General features: G+C 71.0%; 16 protein-coding genes. 9 read left to right on the top strand and 7 right to left on the bottom strand.

All coding sequences use genetic code 11. From position 1 onward, the window contains the following. The first annotated feature begins 204 nt into the window (after positions 1–204). From FR742_RS17790 to FR742_RS17805, 4 genes are all read left to right on the top strand, one after another. Positions 205–1644, top strand: a complete 1440-nt coding sequence (locus FR742_RS17790) for a glycosyltransferase family 39 protein (protein ID WP_148031984.1) — start codon at positions 205–207, stop codon at positions 1642–1644. Between the two features lie 127 nt (positions 1645–1771). Further along, a complete protein-coding gene (locus tag FR742_RS17795) occupies positions 1772–5272 on the top strand; it encodes a S8 family serine peptidase (RefSeq protein WP_187281193.1) in 3501 nt (1166 codons plus the stop codon). Between the two features lie 112 nt (positions 5273–5384). Next, positions 5385–6974, top strand: coding sequence for a CocE/NonD family hydrolase (locus FR742_RS17800; protein ID WP_187281194.1), 1590 nt, complete (start codon positions 5385–5387; stop codon positions 6972–6974). Next, entirely contained in the window at positions 6956–7984 is a 1029-nt protein-coding gene (locus tag FR742_RS17805) for a YafY family protein (RefSeq protein WP_148031985.1), read from the top strand. Before FR742_RS17800 ends, FR742_RS17805 begins: the two co-directional genes overlap by 19 nt. Here the strand turns inward: FR742_RS17805 and FR742_RS17810 are convergent. Then, positions 7975–8865: an SDR family oxidoreductase gene (locus tag FR742_RS17810; RefSeq protein ID WP_219544392.1), complete on the bottom strand. Its 891-nt coding sequence runs from the start codon at positions 8863–8865 to the stop codon at positions 7975–7977. The genes FR742_RS17805 and FR742_RS17810 overlap by 10 nt on opposite strands. 61 nt (positions 8866–8926) lie before the next feature. Here FR742_RS17810 and FR742_RS17815 point away from each other — a divergent pair, with 61 nt between their 5' ends. Further along, positions 8927–10924: an alpha-glucuronidase gene (locus FR742_RS17815; RefSeq protein ID WP_148031987.1), complete on the top strand. Its 1998-nt coding sequence runs from the start codon at positions 8927–8929 to the stop codon at positions 10922–10924. Here FR742_RS17815 and FR742_RS17820 read toward each other — a convergent pair. The 6 genes from FR742_RS17820 to FR742_RS17845 all read right to left on the bottom strand — a co-directional run bounded on the left by FR742_RS17820 (position 10918) and on the right by FR742_RS17845 (position 18906). Next, positions 10918–11610 (bottom strand): hypothetical protein, encoded by a 693-nt coding sequence (locus FR742_RS17820; RefSeq protein ID WP_148031988.1) that lies wholly within the window; start codon positions 11608–11610, stop codon positions 10918–10920. The two genes, FR742_RS17815 and FR742_RS17820, sit on opposite strands and share 7 nt — an antisense overlap. A 4-nt stretch (positions 11611–11614) precedes the next feature. Beyond that, positions 11615–13252 carry an extracellular solute-binding protein gene (locus tag FR742_RS17825; protein WP_148031989.1) on the bottom strand — a complete coding sequence of 546 codons (1638 nt, stop codon included), beginning with the start codon at positions 13250–13252 and terminating at the stop codon, positions 11615–11617. Between the two features lie 36 nt (positions 13253–13288). After that, a complete protein-coding gene (locus FR742_RS17830) occupies positions 13289–14167 on the bottom strand; it encodes a carbohydrate ABC transporter permease (RefSeq protein ID WP_148031990.1) in 879 nt (292 codons plus the stop codon). Beyond that, positions 14161–15147, bottom strand: coding sequence for a sugar ABC transporter permease (locus FR742_RS17835; protein WP_148031991.1), 987 nt, complete (start codon positions 15145–15147; stop codon positions 14161–14163). The genes FR742_RS17830 and FR742_RS17835 overlap by 7 nt, the downstream gene beginning before the upstream one ends. Further along, positions 15147–17648, bottom strand: a complete 2502-nt coding sequence (locus FR742_RS17840) for a glycoside hydrolase family 3 N-terminal domain-containing protein (RefSeq protein ID WP_148031992.1) — start codon at positions 17646–17648, stop codon at positions 15147–15149. The genes FR742_RS17835 and FR742_RS17840 overlap by 1 nt, the downstream gene beginning before the upstream one ends. A 253-nt stretch (positions 17649–17901) precedes the next feature. Next, the gene (locus FR742_RS17845) at positions 17902–18906 is read right to left on the bottom strand and encodes a LacI family DNA-binding transcriptional regulator (RefSeq protein ID WP_261808591.1); all 1005 of its coding nucleotides are present in this window, start codon (positions 18904–18906) and stop codon (positions 17902–17904) included. Positions 18907–19065: 159 nt separating this feature from the next. Between FR742_RS17845 and FR742_RS17850 the strand changes: the two genes are divergently transcribed. The 4 genes from FR742_RS17850 to FR742_RS17860 are packed head-to-tail and all read left to right on the top strand — an operon-like array spanning position 19066 to position 21813. Next, a complete protein-coding gene (locus FR742_RS17850) occupies positions 19066–21087 on the top strand; it encodes a beta-galactosidase (RefSeq protein WP_148031993.1) in 2022 nt (673 codons plus the stop codon). Positions 21088–21109: 22 nt separating this feature from the next. Next, complete coding sequence (locus tag FR742_RS46385) at positions 21110–21253, top strand: hypothetical protein (protein ID WP_315970620.1); 144 nt, start codon at positions 21110–21112, stop codon at positions 21251–21253. After that, positions 21254–21481: a type II toxin-antitoxin system RelE/ParE family toxin gene (locus FR742_RS17855; protein ID WP_315970621.1), complete on the top strand. Its 228-nt coding sequence runs from the start codon at positions 21254–21256 to the stop codon at positions 21479–21481. It begins immediately after the preceding gene. Beyond that, complete coding sequence (locus FR742_RS17860; RefSeq protein ID WP_148031994.1) at positions 21478–21813, top strand: helix-turn-helix domain-containing protein; 336 nt, start codon at positions 21478–21480, stop codon at positions 21811–21813. The genes FR742_RS17855 and FR742_RS17860 overlap by 4 nt, the downstream gene beginning before the upstream one ends. Positions 21814–22363: the final 550 nt, after the last annotated feature.

A 22363-nucleotide genomic window follows, 5' to 3' on the forward strand; every position in this document is an offset into this window, starting at 1 on the left:
GAGCCCCGGGGCGAACACGACAAAGGCCGCCGAACCGGGGCGGCCTGCCAGAGGGTATGCGAAATCTTCGCGCCGCCTAGGAGCGGCGCCACCACTGAAGCTCGGCGTGAGTTCGCATGAGGCAAGGCTACTCCGGGCTGTCAAGATCGCGCAACGCGACGCGCAGGTGGCACGAAGGATCTACGGCGCATAGGTTGGATCGTCATGGACAGCCCCCTCGCGTGGCGGCCGGTCACCGCCGTCTCCGCGGTCCTCGTGACGCTGCTGCTGGCACTGAGCCCCCGCTACGGCTACCACCGCGACGAACTGTACTTCCGGGCACTCGCGGACTATCCGGACTGGGGGTACGTGGACCAGCCGCCGTTCACGCCGATGGCCGCCAGGCTGTCCATGGCGCTGTTCGGCGACTCCCCGACCGCGCTGCGGGTGCTGCCCGCGCTGGCGGCGGCGCTGCTGGTGGTGCTGACGGCGCTGATCGCCCGCGAGCTGGGCGGGGGCGGCGCGGCGCAGACCCTGACCGCGGCCGGCACCGCGACGGGCGCCTACACGCTGATCGCCGGGCACACGCTGCTCACCGCGAGCTTCGACCTGCCGATCTGGGCGGCGGCCATCCTGTTCATGCTGAAGGCGCTGCTGCGCGACGAACGCTGGTGGCTCGCGGCCGGCGCGGTGATCGGCGCGGCCACGTACAACAAGCTTCTGATCGTGATGCTGGTGCTGGGGCTCGCGGCCGGGCTGCTGGCCGCGGGGCCGCGGCGGCTGCTGGCGAGCAAGTGGCTGTGGGCGGGGGCGCTGGTCGCGGCCGTGCTGGCGCTGCCGAACTTCGTCTACCAGCTCACCCACGACTGGCCGCAGCTGAAGATGGCGGCGGGGCTGAGCGAGGGCGACGGCGACACGATGCGGCTGCTGTTCACGCCGATGCAGCTGCTGCTGTTCGGGCCGGTGGTGGCGGTGATCGCCGGCTTCGGGTTCGTGCGGCTGTGGCGTGACCGGCGGGTGCGGGCGCTGGCCGTCGCCTATCCGGCGGCCGCGGTGGTGACGGTGATCAGCGGCGGCCGGTTCGACTACACGGCGGGGCTGGTCCTGCTGCTGTTCGCCGCGGGCTGCGTGACGGCGGAGTCGGCGGGGCGGGAGAAGATCAAGTCGGCGGGCCTGTCACTGGCGGTCAACGGGCTCGGCAACGCGGTGATCACACTGCCGCTGGTGCCGCTGACCATGCTGGCGAGCACGCCGGTGCCCCTGATCAACGAGGTGGCGCGCGAGTCGATCGGCTGGCCGGCGTTCAACGCGGCCGTCACCGGGGTCCTTGACTCGCTGCCGCCGGAGGAGCGCCGGCGCGCCGTCGTGGTCACGGGCAACTACGGGGAGCACGGCTCGCTCGTGCAGGGCGGCCTGACGCGGGTCTACTCCGGCCACAACCAGCTCTGGGAGTACGGGCCGCCGCCGGACGACGGGGACCCGGCGATCATCGTGAACGTCGGCAGGATGCGGCGCGACCTGCAGTACTCCTCCTGTGAGGTGCGTGCCAGGGTCGACAACGGCCTGGGGCTGGACAACGAGGAGCAGGACATGCCGGTGTTCCTGTGTCAGGGGCTGCGGCAGCCTTGGACGGCGACCTGGCATCGGTGGCAGCAGTTCGACTGACCACATTACATTTTGTGACATACGGCGCATTGTCAGGATTTTCTCTTGCAATCCCGACAAGGTCTCTTCACTCTTCTCCACAGAGCCGTAAAGATCAGCTCTTTCCCGCTGGTGTGAAGGAGAGCCGGTGCCCAACACCCCCCGCTGGCGCGCGCTCCTGACAGGAGCCGTCGCCGCATTAGCCATGATCGTCCCGAACGGAGTGGCCCAAGCGGCGCCCCCTCCGGACAAAATCAACAAGTCGGTCCAGGCTCAGCTGGACAGCGAGGACAAGGCCACCTTCTGGGTGCGGATGAAGGACGACGCCGACCTGAGCGGCGCCCGCCGGGCCACCGGCAAGCAGGACAAGGCCGAGCGGGTCTACGAGGCCAAGACCGAGAAGGCCGACGCCTCGCAGGCCGGTCTGCGCAAGCTGCTGGACCAGCACCGCGCCGAGTACACCCCGTTCTGGATCGTCAACGCCGTCAAGGTGACGGCCGGCTCGAAGCTGGCGGCGGAGATCGCCGGGCTGCCCGAGGTGGAGCGGATCGAGCCGGTCCGCACGCTGACGCTGCCCAAGCCGGAGCCGGCCAAGGCCGAGGCGCGGGTGAACGCGGTCGAGTGGAACATCGACCGGGTCAACGCCCCGCGCGTGTGGGAGGAGCTGGGCAACCGCGGCGAGGGCATCGTGGTGGCCAACATCGACACCGGCGTCCAGTTCGACCACCCCGACCTGCGGGACGCGTACCGGGGCAGGAACCCGGACGGCACGGTCACCCACGACTACAACTGGTTCGACCCCGCGGGGGTCTGCCCGACGGCGGTGCCGTGCGACAACAACGGCCACGGCACCCACACGATGGGCACCATGGTCGGCGCGAACGGCATCGGCATGGCCCCGGGCGCGCGCTGGATCGCGGCCAAGGGCTGTGAGGTCAACACCTGCACCGACGCCTCGCTGCTGGCCTCCGGCCAGTGGGTGCTGGCGCCGACCGACGCGAACGGCGAGAACCCGCGCCCCGACCTGGCCCCCGACATCGTCAACAACTCCTGGGGCGGCGACGGCTTCGACCCCTGGTATAAGGAGACGGTCGAGGCGTGGATCGCGGCGGGCATCTTCCCGGCGTTCTCCAACGGCAACGAGGGCCCGTCCTGCCAGAGCAGCGGCTCGCCCGGCCAGTACGAGATCAGCTACAGCGCCGGCGGGTTCGACGTGAACAACGCGCTGTACGTGAACTCCAGCAAGGGCGCGGGCGAGAACGGCGAGATCAAGCCGAACATCGCCGCCCCGGCCGTGAGCGTGCGCTCCTCGGTGCCCGGCGGCTACGCGGCCGGCACCGGCACCTCGATGGCCTCGCCGCACGTGGCGGCCACGGTCGCGCTCATGTGGTCGGCCTCGCCGGGGCTGCACGGCGACATCGCCGCCACCCGGCCGCTGCTCGACAGCACGGCCGTGGACGTCGCCGACACCAGCTGCGGCGGCACGGCCGCCGACAACAACGTGTGGGGCGAGGGCCGGCTCGACGCCTACGCCGCGGTGCGGGCCACGCCTCAGGACAGCCTCGGCGGGCTGACCGGCGCGGTCACCGCGGGCGGGCAGCCGGTGGCCGGCGTGACGGTCACGATCGACGGCCCGACCGACCGCACGCTGGTGACGGGCGACGACGGCGCGTTCTCGTTCGTCCGCCTGCTGCCCGGCGAGTACCAGGTGACGGCGGCGAAGTTCGGCTACGAGAGCGGCACCGCGGCCGCGACCGTCACCGGCGACCAGACCACGACCGTGAACCTGACCCTGACCGCGGTCCAGTCGGGCACGGTGTCCGGCACGGTCACCACCGCGGGCGCGCCGGAACGGGACGCCCGGGTGACGGCCTCGGGCACGCCGCTCAGCGCGGTGACCGACGCCTCCGGCCGGTACGAGCTGACGCTGCCGCACGGCGAGTACGAGCTCGTCGTCACCCCGGTGTCGCGCTGCTCCGCGGGCGCCACCGTGTCCGTGACGGTCGACGGCGACGTGACCAGGGACGTCGAGCTGCCGCTGCGGGGTGACAACTTCGGCTACACCTGCCGCGCGGGCGCCGAGCCGTACGTGGCGGGCACCGAGAAGCTGGCGCTGACCGGCGACGACGAGGCGGTCCAGGTGACGCTGCCGTTCCCCGTCCCGTTCTACGGCACCGGCCAGAGCCGGGCCTGGGTCGTCACCAACGGGTTCCTCACCTTCGCCGAGGCCCGGCTGACCACGCCGAGCAACAGCCGCCTGCCGAGCACGGGCACCCCGAACAACGCCGTCTACCCGCTCTGGGACGACTTCATCGTGGACGCGGAGAGCGGCGTGTACACGGGCGTGGTCGGGACGGCTCCGCACAGGCGGTTCGTGGTGGAGTGGCGCGACGTGAAGTTCTACGCCGACCAGAACCTGCGCGTGTCGTTCGCGGCCCTGCTGGGCGAGGACGGCTCGATCGGCTTCCGCTACAAGGACATGGAGACCGATCGGGAGCGGGGCGCGTTCGGCACCGTCGGCGTGGAGAACGCCGCCGGCGACGACGCGCTGCTCTACCTGTACGAGGAGCCCGCCCTGGCCGCCGGCCAGAGCGTGACCATCACGGCGAGCAGGCACGGCCTGGTGACGGGCGTGGTGTCCGACGCCAACGACGGCGACCCGCTGCCCGGCGCGACGGTGCGGATCGGGGACGTGGCGACGTTCACCACCGGCGCCGACGGCTCCTTCTACGGCCAGGTGCTGGCCGGCGACTACGACGTGGAGGTGTCCAAGGAGCACTACGGCACGTTCACCCGGGCCGTGACGGTGGCCCCGGCCACGGTGCAGCGGATCGACACGGCGCTGGTGACCGGGCGGGTGGCCGCCTCGGCCGCCGAGCTGACCGTGGTGATGCCGCAGGGCCAGAGCAGGACGCGCACGATGGAGCTGACGAACCTCGGCTCGCCGACCCCGTACACGATCACCACGGATCCGGCGGGCGGCTGGCTCGGCGTCACCCCGGCCTCGGGCACCCTGGCCACGGGCCAGAAGGCGACGCTCAGGGTGACGGTGTCGAGCGACGGCGTGCAGCCGGGCTCGACCCGGGCCGGGAAGCTCCTGGTCAGGTCGGCCAGCGGGCGGCAGCCGGTGATCGAGATCACGGTGACCGTCGTGGTGCCGAGGCACCAGGTGGCGGTGGACGTGGGCGCCACCCGGGGGTCCACGGACGCCGCCGGTGACGCCTGGACGCCGGACCGGCGCTACAGCGCGGGCTCGCACGGCTACGTCGCCACCTCCTCCGCCACCCACAGCACGAACAAGACGATCAAGGGCACCGAGGACCAGGCGCTGTTCAGGACCGCCCGCGAGCGGATGCTGGAGTACCGCTTCGACGCCGTGCCCAACGGCGTCTACACGGTCGAGCTGGACTTCGCCGAGATCCGGAACATGGCCATGGGGCGGCGGGTGTTCGACGTGCTGGTCGAGGGCCAGCTGGCCATCCCGGCCCTGGACCTGGCCCTGGAAGCGGGCACGTACACGGCGGTGAGCAGGCAGTACACGGTGCGGGTCACCGACGGCCAGCTCAACGTCAGGTTCGCGGCCCGTGACGGGGCGACGATCGTCAACGCGATCCGCGTCTCGGAGCGGCCGGACAAGACCGCGCCGTAGCGGCCGCGCGGGGGCGGCGCCCGCCGCCGCTCCCGCGCACGCCGGTGCGTCCGGCCGGATCGGCCGGGCTCCGGGCTACCGCCTGCGCGGCCACATATGTTACTGGTAGGTAATGCGACGCGTACGTGTCCACCGTGACATCCCCGTGCGGATGCCCGACGGCGTCACCCTGCTGGCCGACCGCTACGTCCCCGCCGGGGCGGAGCGGGCGCCGGTCGTCCTCATCCGCTCCCCGTACGGCCGCCGCGGCCTGTTCGGGCTGCTGTACGGGCGCGGGTTCGCCTGGCACGGCTTCCAGGTGGTGATGCAGAGCTGCCGGGGCGGCTTCGGCTCCGGCGGCGATCTCGACCCGCTCGGCCACGAGCACGACGACGGCCTGGCGACGATCGCGTGGATGCGCGAGCAGCCCTGGTACGGGGGCTCGTTCGCCATGTTCGGCCCTTCCTACCTGGGGTTCACCCAGTGGGCCGTGGCCCCGTACGCCGGCCCTGACCTGAAGGCGATGGCCACCCAGATCACCGCCTCCCAGTTCAGGGACGCCGCGTACGTGGGCGGCGCGTTCGCGCTGGAGTCGGCGCTGAGCTGGACCACGCTCACCGAGCACATGGGCCGCCGCTTCGGCGGCGCGGCCGGGCTGACCGCGCCGCGGGTGACGCGGCGGGCCGTGCTGTCGGGGCGGCCGGTGGGCGAGCTGGACCTGGCGTCGGCGGGCCGGCCGCTCCCCTTCTACCGCGACCTGGTGGCGCACCACGCCGACCCGGCGCCGTACTGGACCCGGCGCGACCACTCCCCCACGGTCGGCGAGGTGGACGCGGCGGTCACCATGCTCGGCGGCTGGTACGACGTGTTCCTGCCGTGGCAGCTCAAGGACTACGCGGCGATGCGGGCGGCGGGCCGGCGGCCGTACCTGACGATCGGCCCCTGGTACCACATCGACGCCCGCAACCTGGGCCCGTCGATGGCCGAGTCGCTCGCCTGGTTCCGCGCCCACCTGCTGGGCGACGTCTCCGGGCTGCGCGACCAGCCGGTGCGGCTGTACGTGACGGGGGCCGAGGAGTGGCGCGAGTACCCGGACTGGCCGGTGCCCGGCCTGCGGCGGCGGCGCTGGCACCTGCAGCACGGCTTCGGGCTGGGCACGGAGGGCCCGCTGGAGTCGGAGCCGGACCGGTTCCGCTACCACCCGGACCATCCGACGCCGGTGATCGGCGGCCCGGTGCTGCTGGCCGACTCCCGGCCGCGCGACCAGCGCCGCCTGGAGGCCCGGCGCGACGTGCTCGTCTACAGCTCGCCCCCGCTGGAGTCCGACCTGGAGATGATCGGCCCGGTCAGCGCGGAGCTGTACGTCCGCTCCAGCACCCCGTACGCGGACGTGGTCGTCCGCGTGTGCGACGTGCATCCGGACGGGCGGTCGATGAACGTGTGCGAGGGCGTGCGCCGCCTGGGCCCGCTGGACGCCGATACGCTGGGGGACGTGCGCAGGGTACGGGTGGAGCTGTGGCCGATCGGCCACCGGTTCAGGCGGGGCCACCGCGTCCGCGTGCACGTCGCCGCGGGCGCCTATCCGACGATCGCCCGCAACCCCGGCACCGGCGATCCGCTCACCCATTCCGGCGGGCCGATGGTGCCGAGCGACGTCGAGGTCTTCCACTCCCCTGATCACCCGTCCGCCGTGATCATGCCGCTGTGCGCGCCGCCCGGCTGATGTCGCTCGTGCTGCTGCTGCAGGGCCGCGGCGGCATGACGGCGGCGGAGCTGGCCCGCGAGCTGGAGGTGTCGGAGCGCACCGTCCACCGCGACGTGCTGGCGCTGTCCTCGGCCGGCATCCCTGTCTACGCCGACCGGGGGCGCGGCGGCGGCTACCGGCTGCTGGAGGGATACCGGACCCGGCTGACCGGGCTGGACCGGGCGGAGGCCGAGGCGCTGTTCCTGTCCGGCGTCCCGGGCGCGCTGCGCGAGATGGGGCTGCAGGAGGTGGCGGCGACGGCCCGGCTGAAGGCCGCCGCCGCGCTCTCTCCCGGGCTGCGCGACGCCCCCGCGACGGCCGCGCAGCGCTTCCACCTGGACGCGCCGGGCTGGTTCGCGCACGACTCCCCACCGCCGCCGCAGCTCGCCCCGCTGGCCAGGGCGGTGTGGGGCGACCGGCGGGTCACCGCCGGGTACAAGGGACGCACGCGCACCCTGGAGCCGTACGGGCTGGTCCTCAAGGCGGGCGCCTGGTACCTCGCGGCCCGATCCCCGTCCCCACCATCACCGAGACCAGGACCGGGACCGTCACCTGGGCCGGGGCCGTCATCGGCACAGCCGCAGGGGCAGTCGGCGGGGCAGGCGCGGTTCCTGTTGTTCCGGGTGGACCGGTTCGGTGAGATCGCCGTGCGCGACGACGTGTTCGTCCGGGATCCGGGCTTCGACCTGGCCGCGTTCTGGGCCGAGCAGTCGGCCGCGTTCGGCCACTCGCTGCTGCGGACCTCGATCACGCTGCGGCTCACCGAGGCCGGGCTGCGGATGCTGCGGCACGTCGCCGACCCGGCGGCGCTGCCGGACGCGGTGGCCTCACTTCAGCCCGACGGTACGGTGCGGCTCCGCGTGGAGTCGATCGAGATCGCGTACTCGCAGGTGCTGCGTTTCGGGCCGGAGGCGGAGGTGCTGGAGCCGGCGGAACTACGGTCGATGGTCGCGGAGGCCGCCGCCCGCATGACGGCGCTCTACCGGTAGTCGTCCGGGTTCGGCTGCTTGCCGCCGTCGGTGTCGGCGATGAACCGCCACACGTCGGGGCGGCTGCCGTCCACGTCGGTGAAGCCGTACTCCTTGGCCAGCGTGCCGCTGTCGACGGACTTGCCGGACCAGCGCGCCCGGTCGGGGTCGGTGGCCAGGGCGGCGACGGCGCGGCCCGCGTACGCCGGGGTCTCCGAGACCGCGAACGACGGCTCCCGCTCGGCCCCGTCGCGCCAGTTCTCCTCGGTGACGCCGAAGTTCTCCAGCATCGCCTCCGAACGCAGGAACCCCGGCGTGAGCGCCACCGCCGTGCCGCCGTGCGGGCGCAGCTCGTGCGCCTGGCTGAAGGCGAGCCGGTTCACCGACATCTTGACCAGGTCGTAGTAGAGGTTCTCCCGGTAGCGGGGGGCGTTGAAGTCCCACGTGCCGTCGGTGACCTCGACGACCAGGCCGCCCCTGTTCCTGATCAGCAGCGGCAGCGCGTGGTGGCTGGTGATGAGGTGGGTGTGCACGCCCAGGCTGAGCATCCTCAGCCCCTTCTCCAGGTCCTGCTCCCAGACCGGGGTGTTCCAGCTCCAGAGCTTGTCGCCGCCCCAGACGTCGTTCACCAGCACGTCGAGCCGGCCCTGCTCGCGGTCGATCCGCTCGACCAGGGCCTTGACCTGGGCCGGATCAAGATGGTCCACCCGCACGGGGATGCCGGTGCCGCCGGCCTTCGTCACCAGTTCCGCCGTCTCCTCGATCGTCTCGGGCCGGTCCATCTCCGAGCGCCGCTCCCGGGTCGTCCTGCCGGTGCAGTAAACCGTCGCGCCGGCGGCGCCGAGTTCGACGGCGATGCCACGTCCTGTTCCGCGGGTCGCGCCCGCCACCAAAGCAATCATGCGACCAGGTTTCCCGGAAAAGAGGACATCCACTGTCATGTTTTCTCGATAGATTCTTCTCATGACGGACGTCCATCCGGCCTGGTTGCCTCCCGAGGCGTTCCGGGCGATCGGATCCCGGCGGGTCCTCGTACGCGGGGACGGGCTGCTCGCCGGCACGGTCCGCGACGAGGTCGCGCGGGCCTGCGCCCGGTTCGGCGGGAGTCTGTACGAGGACGGGGAGGCCGACCTGGTGCTGGCCACGTCCGACCACCTCCCGGCCCACGCGCGCGCGGTCCTTTACGGCGAAGAGGCCGGGGAAACCGGCATGCCGGGCGAGGCGTTCCTTGTCGGGCGGCGGGGTGGGGTGACCGTGGTGGCCGGCGAGGGGGCGGGGCTGCTGTACGGGCTGTTCCATGTCGTCCGGCTGGGTGAGCGGGCGTTCGGCGCGGACTTCCCGGCCGAGCGTCATCGGCCGGCGATGCGGCGGCGGATGCTCGACCACTGGGACAACGTGGACGTGCATCCCGTGATGGGGCAGGTCGAGCGCGGGTACGCGGGCGGTTCGATCTTCTGGGCGGACGGCGGCCCGCGCGGCGACCTGGACCGGGTGCGCGCCTACGGGCGGCTGCTGGCCGCCGCCGGCGTCAACGCGGTCGCGGTGAACAACGTCAACGTGCACGCCACCGAGGCGCGGCTGCTCACCGACCGGCTCGGCGACGTGGCCGCCCTCGCCGGCGCGCTGCGCCCGTACGGGATCAGGGTCCATCTGTCGGTCACCTTCGCCGCGCCCGTCGTCCTCGGCGGGCTGTCCACCGCCGACCCGCTGGACGAGGACGTGCGGGCCTGGTGGGCGGGGGCGACCGCGCGGGTGTACGAGGCGATCCCGGATTTCGGCGGTTACCTGGTCAAGGCAGACTCTGAGGGGCAGCCGGGGCCGTTCGCCTATGGGCGCAGCCACGCCGACGGGGCCAACCTGCTGGCCGGCGCGCTCGCCCCGTACGGCGGGGTGGTGCACTGGCGGGCCTTCGTCTACGACCACCGGCAGGACTGGCGCGACCGTTCCACCGACCGGGCGCGGGCCGCCTACGACCACTTCGCGCCGCTCGACGGGGAGTTCGCCGGGAACGCGATCCTCCAGGTCAAGCACGGGCCGATCGACTTCCAGGTGCGCGAGCCGGTCTCGCCGGTGATCGCCGCGATGCCGCGCACCCGGCTGGCGGTGGAGCTTCAGGTGACGCAGGAGTACACCGGCCAGCAGCGGCACGTCTGCTACCTGGCGCCGATGTGGCGCGAGGTGCTCGGCTTCGAGCCGTGGGGTCCCGGCGGCCGGACGGTGGCCGGCGTCGCCGGCGAGCTGGTGGCGGTCTCGAACGCGGGCGACGACCCGTACTGGACCGGGCATCCGCTCGCGCAGGCCAACCTGTACGCGTTCGGGCGGCTGGCCTGGGACCCGGGGCTCGGCCCTGCGGAGATCCTCGACGAGTGGATCGGCCTGACCTTCCCGGACACGGCCGGCCGCCTGCGGGAGCCGCTGCACGCGATCATGGACGGTTCGTGGGAGACGTACGAGCGCTACACGGCGCCGCTCGGCGTCGGCTTCATGGTCCGGCCCGGTCACCACTACGGCCCGGACGTGGACGGCTACGAGTACACGCCGTGGGGCACGTACCACTTCGCCGACCGCGACGGGGTCGGCGTGGACCGGACGCGCGCCACCGGCACGGGCTGCACCGGCCAGTATCCGGAGCCGTGGTCGGAGGTGTACGAGTCGGCGGAGCGGTGCCCGGACGAGCTGCTGCTCTTCTTCCACCACGTCCCGTACGGTCACGTGCTGCGCAGCGGAAAGACGGTCATCCAGCACATCTACGACACCCACTTCGCCGGCGCGGAGGAGGTCGCGGAGCTGAGGCCCGTCTGGGACGGGCTGGCCGGGCTGGTGGACCCGGCGCTGCACGCCCGGGTGCGCGACCTGCTGGACGAGCAGCTCCGTTCCGCCCGGGAGTGGCGCGACCAGATCAACACGTACTTCTTCCGCAAGTCGGGCGTGCCCGACGCGCACGGCCGCCGCATTCACTGACCGGACACGAAGCGCTCGCGGATCTCGGCGATCATCGGCCGGCTGTTGCGCAGCAGCCCCGCCGCGAACGCGGACGCCAGCGCCAGCGGCGCCAGCTCGGTGGCCACCAGGGTGAGCCCGCCCGCCACGACCAGCAGGCACGCGTTGCCCAGCGTGGCACCCGGGCACCGGGCCAGGAAGTACGAGGCCAGCCGGGCGACGTCCACGGCCCTGAACCGGAACAGCGACGCGATCACCAGCGCGTTGGCGGCCCACAGCGCGGCCGCCACCGCGACGGCGACCAGCAGGGCCGCCCACCACCCCGGCACCCCGGCGGCGGCGAAGTGCGCCAGGTTGACCCCGACCACGGTCATGCCGGCCAGCCACGGCGCCCAGACCTTCAGCACGTCGGCGGCGTTGGCCCGGTAGCCGCGCAGGAACGCGGCCGCCGGTGACAGGTCCGCCAGGTCAGCGCTCCGGTGGCGCAGCGCGTACAGGGCGGCCGACAGCGCCGGGCCGGCCGGCAGCGCGCAGAGCGCGTACAGCGGCAGGTTGCTCGCGTCGCGGTCGAGCAGCACCAGCCCGGCCAGGCCCGGCGCGGTGGCGGCCAGCAGCAGCAGCTCGACGACCAGCATCGTGTAGATCAGGGCGGCGGCGCGCGAGAGCGGCCCCTCGCCGAACCGCCGCCCGGCGGTCACCTCGCCCATCGGCTCAGCCGTGCTCCTTCTTGAACCGGTCCGCGGCGGCGTTGACCAGGTCGATGTAGGTGGTCATGTTCTTGGCTTCGAGTTCCTTGACGTAGGCGTCCCATTCGGCCAGGTCGCGCTCGCCGAGGATGAACTTGAGCGTGTTCTGGGTGACGTGGTCCTTCAGCGGCGTCTCCCAGAGGGTCGACCGCTCGCGCTCCTCGTCGGTGAACGGGTGCGGCGGGTCCACCGGCCACTGCTTCCTGGCGTTCATCACGTTCTGGAACTCCAGCTCCTCCTCGGAGAAGGTGGACTGCAGCAGCTTGGTGGTGCCGCCGTAGGCGAACACGCCGTTGCCGAAGCCGAAGTCCTTCTGCAGGTGCTTGGAGGCGCCCGGGTTGAGGCCGACCATGTCGATGTCGTCGGCGAGCTTGTAGGCGCCGGCGGAGTCCTTGGTGTACGTGGTGCCCTCGACGCCCCACTTGGCGAACTCCTGGCCCTGGTCGGAGTACCACAGCCAGTCGATGAACTGCATCATGGCCACGAAGTTCGGGTTGTCCTTGGCCTTGCTGGAGATCATGATGCCGTTCTCCAGCCGGGTGCCGATCTTGTAGTCGCCGACCGGGCCCATGGGCACCGGGATCTTGGTGACCTTGGCCCCCTCGACCGTCTTCTCCAGCGGCCCGCGGTAGTCGTTGATCAGGCTCTGCGCGTTGGTGCTGATGACGAAGGACTTGCCGGAGGTGAACTTCTGCTTGGCCTGCTCGTCCTGCTGGGTGAAGCTCTCCGGGTCGATCAGCTTCTCCTGCACCAGCTTGTGCAGGTACTCGATCATCTGCTTGTACTGCGGCATGGCGCCGGTGAAGGCGAACTTGCCGGCCGTGGGGTCCCAGGTCGCGTGCAGGTACTCCCAGCCGCCCCTGGTGCCGTACGCCTGGGCGACGAGCTTGAACAGGTTGCCGCCCGGGGTGGGGTCGCCCCACCGGTCGGTCATCGGGTACTGGTCGGGGTACTCCTCCTTCATCGCCTTCAGCACCGTGTAGAGGTCGTCCCAGGTGGCCGGGACCTCCAGGCCGAGCTTCTCCATGATGTCGGTCCTGACGGCCAGCGTGTAGTCCACCCAGACGCTCTCGTGCATGCCGGGCAGCAGGTAGAAGCGGCCGTCGGCCTGCCTGCGCGTGTTCAGCTCCGGTTCCATCCGCCACCTGGCGACCTTGTCCTTGAAGTTCGGCATCAGGTCGAGGTAGTCGCTGACCGGCAGGATGGCGCCGGAGGAGACGAAGGTGTCCTCCTGCCCGGGGTAGGTCTTCGGGATGATGAGCGGGGCCTGGCCGGAGCCCACGAGCAGGCCGCGCTTCTGCTCGTAGTCGCTGAGCGGCACCTCGACGGGCTTGAGCGTCACGTTCGTCCGCTTGGTGAGCTCTTGCCAGAACAGCCAGTCGTTCTTGTTGGGGTAGAACGAGTGGTTGTTGTAGAGCACGTCGAAGGAGATCGGCTCGGTGGCCTTGAACTGCTGGCCGACGCCGTAGTTCGCCATCGCGCCCGCCCTGTTCGCGGACGTGTCGGCGGCCTTCGGAGCCGTGCCGTCCTCGCCGCAGCCGGCGAGCACGAGCGTGAACGCGCCCAGTCCGATGATCGCCTGACGTCGTGAGATGTCGCGCATGGAGGGACTCCTTTGCCGTGGGGGTGGGGTTGCGGTCTATCCCTTGACCGCGCCGAGCATGACGCCGGAGACGAAGTACCTCTGGACGAAGGGGTAGACCGCCAGGATGGGCAGGACGGTGAGCATGATCGCCACCGACTGGATGTTCGACGCCGCCTGCGTCACGTCACCGGCCGCGAGGCCGTAGGAATCCGAGGTGGTGGCCCCGGCGATGAGGTTGCGCAGGTAGATGGTGACCGGGAACAGCCGCTGCTCGTGCAGGTAGAGGAACGCGGTGAACCAGGAGTTCCAGAACGAGACCGCGTAGAAGAGCACCATCGTGGCGATGACCGCCTTCGACAGCGGCAGCACGATGCGCCACAGGATGCCGTAGGTGCCGAGGCCGTCGATCGCGGCGGCCTCCTCCAGCTCGGTCGGCAGGTTCTCGAAGAACGCCTTCATGACCAGGAGGTTGAAGACGCTGATGGCGTTGGGCAGGACGATGGCCCAGATGGAGTTCGTCAGACCGAGGCTGTTGATCAGCACGTAGTTGGGGATCAGTCCGCCGGAGAAGATCATGGTGAAGACGGCGATCCAGATGAGGACCGTGCGGCCCTTGAGGTGCCTCTTCGACAGCACGTACGCGTAACACGTCGTCATCACCATGGCGATGGCCGTGGCGACGACGGTGTAGACCACCGTGTTGCGGTAGTTCGTCCAGAACATCGGGTCCGACATCAGGACTTCGTAGGTCGACAGGTTGAACCCGCGCGGGATCAGGTTGACCTGCCCGGTGACGATGTACCGTTCCTCGCTGAACGAGCGGGCGATGATGTTGACGAACGGATACAGGGTCACGACCACGACGCCGGTGAGGATCACCGCGTTGATCCACCGGAACACGCGGTAGCCGGGGCTGTCGTCCAGCTTCACCACAGGCTCGTCCCTACTGTGCGGCGGGAGATCACGTTGGCCGAGGTGATGAGCACGATCCCGATCAGCGCCTCGAACAGGCCGATCGCGGCGGCGTAGCTGAGGCTGCTGGACTCGACGCCCATGCGGTACAGGTACGTGGTGATCACGTCGGCGGTCGGGTAGGTCAGCGGGTTGTACAGCAGCAGGACCTTCTCGAAGCCCACGGCCATGAAGGTGCCGATGTTGAGGATCATCAGCGTCATGATCGTGGGGCGGATGCCCGGCAGGGTGACGTGCCAGATCTGCCGCCACCGGCCGGCGCCGTCGATCCGCGCCGCCTCGTACAGCTGGTCGTCGATGGTGGTCAGCGCGGCGAGGTAGAGGATCGTCCCCCAGCCGACCGTCTGCCACATCTCGGACGTGACGTAGATCGTCCGGAACCACTCCGGCTTCTGCAGGAACGGCACGGGCTCCTCGCCGACCACCTTCAGCAGCTGGTTGATCGGGCCGTCGACGGCCGTCATCTGCATGACGATGCCGGCCACGATCACGATGGACAGGAAGTGCGGCAGGTAGGACACCGACTGCAGGAACCGCTTGAGCTTGCGGGTGCGGATCTCGTTCAGCAGCAGCGCCAGCACGATCGGCAGCGGGAAGCAGAACAGCAGCGTCAGGCCGCCGAGGACGAGCGTGTTGGTGAACACCGTCCAGAACGTCGGGTCGTCCAGGAACATGCGCACGTAGCGCAGGCCCACCCACTCCTCGCCGAAGAGGCTGCCGCCCGGCTCGAACTTGCGGAAGGCGATGACGTTGCCGATCATCGGCACGTACCTGAAGACCAGGAAGAAGGCCAGCGGCAGCAGCGCCAGCGTGTACAGCTGCCAGTCGCGGCGCAGCGCCCGCCGCCACGTGGTGCGCGGCGCCGCCGGCGGCTTCCCTCCGTCCGGCCGGGCCCGGCGCGGCTCGCGGGTGTCCGGCGGGACCGTGTCGGTTGCGCTCATCAGACCTCCGGTACTCCATCCCGGCGGCCCGCGCCGATCGTGCCGTGCTCGCCGGAGACGGTCTCACTCACGCCGGCGCCGGGGTCGGTGGCGCGGTCGACGCGGACCGTCGGTTGCAGGCGCCGATCGTGGCCGGCCTCGCGTTCCTCGCCTGTCAGGCGCAGCGGCAGCGTCGCCGCCACGTCCGCGCTGGAGCGGGACAGGCGCAGCTCGACGTCGCCGGGCTCGACGATCCGCCTGCCGCGCACGCCGGTGAACGAGGCGAGGTCGGCGTGGACGGTGAAGGTGACGCGGGCGGCCTCGCCGGGCTCCAGCGGTACGCGGGCGTACCCGATGAGGCGGACGACCGGACGGGTGGTCTGGGCGACCGGGTCGTGCAGGTAGAGCTGGACGACCTCGGCACCGGGCCGCTCCCCGGTGTTGCGGACGGTGACGGCCGCGACCGTCTCGCCGTCGACGGGCCACTCTCCGCCGCTCTCGGCCCCTGTCCACTCGAAGGTCGTGTAGGTCAGGCCGTGCCCGAACGGGAACGCGGGTGTCGGGTCGACCGACGACACGTCGGTGCGCCGTCCCAGCGGCGGGGTCAGGTAGGTGGCCGGCAGCCCGCCCCCGTCGCGGGGGACGCTGACCGGCAGCCGCCCTGACGGATTCACCGCGCCGGTGAGCACCTCGGCCAGTGCCCGGCCGCCGAGCTGGCCCGGGAAGAAGCCGAACAGCACGGCCGCGGCCGCGTCCGTCTCCGGCCCGAGCGCGTACGGGCGACCGGCGAGCAGCACCAGCACCACCGGGGTGCCCGTGGCGAGCACCGCCCGCACCAGCTCGGCCTGCACGCCCGGCAGGCTCAGGTCGGTCGCGTCGCACCCCTCGCCGGAGGTGCCGCGCCCGAACAGCCCGGCCCGGTCGCCGACGGCGAGCACGCACACGTCGCTCTCCCTGGCGACGGCGACGGCCGCCGCGATGCCTGCGGTGTCCTCTCCCCTGACGTCACAGCCCGGCGCGTACGTGAGCCCCGGGATCCGCTTCGCCAGCTCTTCGCGCAGCGACGGGATCTCCAGCCCGAGCCCCTGCCCGGGATGGTGCGGACCGACGTGATTCGGAAAGGCATAACAGCCGAGCATCGCCATCGGATCGTCGGCCACCGGGCCGACCAGGGCGACCTTCCGGCCCGGGGCGAGCGGCAGCACGCCGGTGTCGCGCAGCAGCACGACGGACTCACGGGCCAGCCGCAGCGCGAGCTCCCGTGACCCCTCGTCGTCGAACCGCGACCTCCCCGCGACCGGGTCCTCCCCTTCGGGGTCGCCGTCTTCCGTTCCGGAACTGCAACCGGTTGCCGAGGCGTGGGCGGATGCGGGTTCGCCGGCGAGGGCCGGGACGGGCTGCCAGCCGTCGTCGAGCAGGCCGAGTTCGGCCTTCTGGGTCAGGACGCGGCGGAGTGCGCGGTCGATCAGCGCCTCGCTGACCGTGCCGGACTTGACGGCCTCGACGAGCGGCCCGCCGTACGTGTCGACGGTGGGGAGTTCGACGTCGATCCCGGCGCGCAGCGCGAGCCCGGCCGCCTCCGCCCCGTCCCCGGCCACTCCGTGCAGGCTCTGCAGGAACCGGACGGCGAAGTAGTCGGCGACCACCGTGCCGGTGAAGCACCACTCATCGCGCAGCAGCCCGGTGAGCAGGCTCTCGTCGGCGGCCACGGGCACGCCGTCGATCTCCGCGTACGAGTTCATGACCGACCTGGCGCCACCCAGCCGCAGCGCCATCTCGAACGGCGGCAGCACGACGTCGGACAGTTCGCGCGGCCCCAGGTGCGCGGGAGCGTGGTTGCGTCCGCCGCGGGAGGCGGCGTAGCCGGCGAAGTGCTTGAGCGTGGCGACGATCCCGGCGCCCTCCAGGCCGCGCACGTAGGCGGCGCCGATGCTGCCGGCCAGGTAAGGGTCCTCGCCGATGGTCTCCTCGGTGCGCCCCCACCGGTAGTCGCGGGTCACGTCGAGGACCGGCGCGAGTCCCTGGTGCACGCCGGCCGCGCGCATGGAGCGGCCGATCCGTCCGGCCATCTCCTCGATGAGCCCCGGGTCGAAGGAGGCGCCCCAGCTCAGCGGCGCCGGGTACACGGTCGCCCGCCAGGCGGAGAAGCCGGTCAGGCATTCCTCGTGCACCTGGGCCGGGATGCCGAACCGGTTGGCCGCCATGATCTCCCGCTGGGAGGCGTCCAGGGACCGGGCGCCCGCCGCCGGGTCGACCGGGGCGGTGCCGTACGGGCGGGTGAGCTGGCCCAGGCCGTGGCGGATGACCGTGGCCCAGTCGACGACGTTCATGTCCGCCTGGCGCGGGGCGACGCCGTCCCCCGATGGGTCGGCGCCGGCCCAGACGCCGACGAGCTGGGCGATCTTCTCTTCCAGCGTCATGAGCGGGACGAGGGCGTCGGCCCGCTCGGCGGGCGTCAGCCTCCGGTCCCGCCAGGGGGAGCTCGTGCCGGGCGTGGTGTCGGGGGGTGACTGGCCCGTCATGCCATCCTCTCGGCCGGGCGGCATACGGAAACCGTGATGCCGGACTTTGCCGAAAATTTTCGGAGACCCGTTAATATTTCGGCAACTTAGGGCGCGCGTCGAGAGGTGTCAAGAGGGCAGTCGGAGCCCGGCCGTACCAGGCGATGCGCACCTGCGGCAACGTCCGGGGCAGGGCGCGTTTTCCAGAAAGTTTCAGAAGCCCTGGCCACCGCGCGACGAGTGACGTCAGGCCCGCACGCCACCGTACGACGAGTCAGTTGGCGCGAGCGGTGCTGCTCCGTACGACGAGACTCGTGGCGAGCTCGATGCGGGTGCCGGTGGAGCGCGGGTGCGTGAGCTCCTCGTGGACCAGCCGGATCGCCTCGTTGGCCATCTCGTCGAGCGGCTGGCGCACGGTGGTGAGCGGGGGCGTCATCATCTCGCACGGCGGCGAGTCGTCGAAGCCGACGACGGACAGCTCGTCGGGCACGCGGATGCCGCGCTCGGCGGCGGCCTGGTAGACCCCGGCGGCCTGCGGGTCGGAGCCGGCGAAGACCGCTGTCGGCCGGTCGGGGCGGTCGAGCAGCTCGCCACCGTGCAGCCGGCCGCCCGAGATCAGGAAGTCGCCGTAACGGGTCAGGGCCGGGTCGGGGTCGATGCCGAACGTGCGGTGCGCGGCGAGGTAGCCCTCGTAACGGTCGAGCGTGCACTGCTTGTCGAGCGGGCCGCCGATGAAGCCGATGCGCCGGTGGCCGAGCTCCAGCAGGTGGGTGGTCGCCTGGACGCCGCCGGCCCAGTTGGTCGCGCCGACGGCCGACAGCCCGAGCTCGCGCTGGCCGACGGGGTCGAGCAGGACCAGCGGGACGTGCAGCAGGTCCTTGATCGCCTCGATCTCCTCCTGGCCGGCCCGCGACAGCACCAGCACGATGCCGTCGGTGCCGCGCTTGCGGAGCATGCCGACCCAGCGCCGCCGGTCGAAGTCGGGGCGGTAGGAGGAGGTGACCACGAGCGAGAAGCCCCAGCGCGCGGCCGCCGCCTCGGCGCCCTCGATGAGGACGTGCGCCCAGGGCGAGCCGAGGCCGTTGATGAGCAGGTCGACGATGCCGGCCCGGGGGCCGCCCGGCGGGCGCGGCGACTCGTAGCCGTGGGCCCTGGCCGCCTCCAGCACCCGGTCGCGGGTGGTGGGCGAGACGTGCTTGCGGCCGCTCAGGACCTTGGAGACCGTGGGCACGGAGACACCGGCGGTCGCGGCGATGTCGGCGAGCGTGGCGCGTTGCACGGAACCCCCTGGGAGCGCTCGCGGCGCTGTTGACAGCGCCGCGAAGCGGAGCCTACCGTAACGCAACAAGTGACGGCCAAGTTTCCGGCAACTCCTACCGAAACTTTCTGATGCCGTGCGGCATCGGTTGACTGCTGCTTTGGGAGCGCAATGTCTCGTATGGCCGCGTTCAGGAGCCGCGTCGGCGGGCTGGCGTACGGCGGTGACTACAACCCCGAGCAGTGGGACCCGGCCGTGTGGCGCGAGGACGTGCGGCTGATGCGCGAGGCCGGGGTCAACGTCGTCTCGCTCGGCGTCTTCGCCTGGGCCTCACTGGAACCCGAGCCGGGCACGTACGCGTTCGGCTGGCTCGACGAGGTCATGGACCTGCTGCACGGCAACGGCATCGCGGTCAACCTGGCCACGCCGACGGCCGCGCCGCCGGTGTGGCTGACCCACCTGCACCCCGAGGTCTTCCCGATCATGGCGGACGGGGAGCCGTTCGGGTTCGGCAGCCGCCTGCACTACGACCCGTCCTCGCCGATCTACCGGCGGTACGCTGCGGCGATCACCACCAAGCTGGCCGAGCGGTACTCGTACCATCCGGCGCTGGCGATGTGGCACATCAGCAACGAGTACGGGCCTACCGCGTACAACCCGGCCAGTTCCGTGGCTTTCCGGGAGTGGCTGCGGCGGAGGTACGGGTCCCTCGACGCGCTGAACGAGGCGTGGACCACCCGGTTCTGGGGGCAGGTCTACACGTCCTGGGAGCAGATCGAGGTGCCGAACATCCCGCGGTCGTGGTCCAATCCGGCGCGGCGGCTCGACTTCAAGCGGTTCACGTCGGACGCGCTGCTGGAATGTTTCGTCGCCGAGCGGGACATCGTCCGGTCATTCCGGGACGACATTCCGGTCATGACCAACTTTATGCGCTTTTATCGCCATGCCGACTACTGGCGCTGGGCGCCGGAGGAGGACGCGGTCGCCCTCGACATCTACCCCGACCCGGCGGACCCGACGTCGCACATCTCGGCCGCCTTCCAGTACGACCTGTTCCGGTCCTTGAAAGGCGGGCAGCCGTGGATGCTGATGGAGCAGGCGGCCTCGGCGGTGAGCCAGTGGAAGCTCAACGTCGTCAAGGAGCCGGGGCGGATGCGGCTCGGGTCGCTGCAGGCGCTGTCGCGGGGGGCGGACTCGGTGATGTTCTTCCAGTGGCGGGCCAGCCGGGGCGGCCAGGAGCGTTTCCACTCGGCGATGCTTCCCCATTCGGGGCCGTCGTCTCGTACCTTCCGTGAGGTGGTGGAGCTGGGGCGGGAGCTCCGGTTGCTGTCGGGGGTCGCCGGGACCTCGTCTCGGGCGGACGTGGCCATCTTGTTCGACTGGAACGGGTGGTGGGGGTTGGAGGAGACGTACGGGCTGCCGCGGAATGACTTCAGCTATGTGGACACGGTGATGCGGCACTACACGCCGCTGTGGCGGGAGCATGTGCCCGTGGACGTGGTGTCTACCGCCGGCGATCTGTCCCCGTACAAGGTATTGATCGTCCCGAACGCGTACCTGATTGATGATGTCGGGGTAGCGCGTATCCAGGAGTTCGCCCGTAACGGCGGGACGGTCATCATGTCGTTCTTCTCCGGCGTGGTGGATTCTTGCAACCGGGTCCGGCCGGATGGGTATCCCGGGGCGTTCCGGGAGCTGATCGGCGCCAAGATCGACGAATACTGGCCGGCGCGCCCCGCAGAGACCTTTACCGTCGAGTTCGCTGACGGCCGGGCTGCTACGGCGACCTGGTGGCGTGAGGACCTCCACCTGGAAACCGGAAAGCCCCTGGCGGTTCACCAGGACGGCCTTCTTGCCGGCCGCGCCGCCGTGGTGGAGAACAGGTTCGGCTCGGGCCGGGTGGTCTACTGCGCCACCTTATTGGAGGAGCCGGCCTTCGGCGAAATGCTGGTGGAGGCGGTACGGGCGGCGGGTGCGGGATCGCCGTTCCGCGGCGTTCCCTCGCACGTGGAGTGCACGATCAGAGGGGACAAGTTCCTCTTCCTCCTCAACCACAGCACCGAGACCGCCACCGTTGCGCTGGCGTCCTCCGGCACCGACCTGCTGACCGGGGAGCGGGTGGCGGAGGAAATCGTCCTGGGTCCCCTGGGTGCGGCGGCGATCGATCTCGTCGGCGACCAGCGCCGAGACGTCGAAAAGTAGAGCAAATGCTACACTCCCTCGTGTGGACGAGTGGGAGATCCGCGTCACTGACGAGATCCTTGCCTGGATCAACGCCCTGGATGAGCGATCCCGGGCGCAGGTCGTCGATGCCATCGACCGACCGGCCGAGGCCGGTCCGGGCCTGGGCCGCCCACTGGTCGACTAGTTGGAAGGGTCCCGGGTCCACAACCTGAAGGAATTGCGTCCCGGCTCGGCGGGCCGCTCTGAGATCCGGATCTTGTTTGTATTCGATCCGTGGCGGTCGGCCATCTTGCTTGTCGGCGGGGACAAGTCAGGTGACTGGTCCGGCTGGTATAGGCGGGCCATCCCTCGTGCCGAAGAGCTGTATGCGAAGTACCTGGCCGAACGCGAGGCGGAGGAGAAGGACCGATGACGAGTTTTCCCAAGTGGAGTGACGTCCGCGCCGACATCGTGGCCACCTCCGGCGGCGAGGAGGCCGTGGCTGAGGCCCGGCGGCGGAATCAGGCCTACATCGACGGCTACCGCCTGGCCGAGCGGCGCAAGAGCCTGGGCCTGTCGCAGACCGAGGTCGCTGACCTGATGGGAGTCACCAAGAGCCGCGTCTCGCAGATCGAACGCGGCGAGGTGTCCACCGTGGAGGCCATCGCCCGCTACGTGCAGGCCCTCGGCGGGCAACTCCAGATCTCGGCAGTGTTCGGCGATGACCTCTACATCCTGCGCGGCACCGACACCCACGCCGCATAACTCGAACACCCTCTTCACGGCCCGATCACGCGACTCGGGGACACTTCCCCCGTGCGGGCATGGCTCCCAACCTTCCAGTCTTGAGGGCCGTTACCATGGCTGCCAGCGCACACGTGGTCGTCATTCCGCTGGCGCTGCTGTATCGGGTCCGGTCTGGCATCCCTTGTGGTGGCCGACGAGGAGGTGACCACCCTTCCACGCCAGCCACGTCCCCTCATCTCCGAGGAGGGCCGGGGTACAGGGGCGGAGCCCCTGAGTTGTCAACTTCTCCGGCGTGGCGTGGCGTGACGCGCGTCGCTCTCATGGTCCTATTGCCGCAGCCGTTGGCGCTTCTCTGCAGTAGCGCCTATCCAGCAATGCGTGTGGGCGGCGCGGCCGCGACCGGCCGGAGAGCCGCAGCGCGGCTGGCGACCGCCCAACGCGCGGCGGCCGCAGAGCGGACCGCCTCATCATCGTCTACCTGCACGCTCTGTTGCGCTCGGCACTCCAGCACGCCGTCCGCGAAGACGACCTGGCCCGCAACGTCGCCCGTAACGTCCAAGTCAGCGCC

The organism is Nonomuraea sp. C10 (assembly GCF_008017515.1).
Classification (GTDB): Bacteria; Actinomycetota; Actinomycetes; order Streptosporangiales; family Streptosporangiaceae; genus Nonomuraea; species Nonomuraea ferruginea.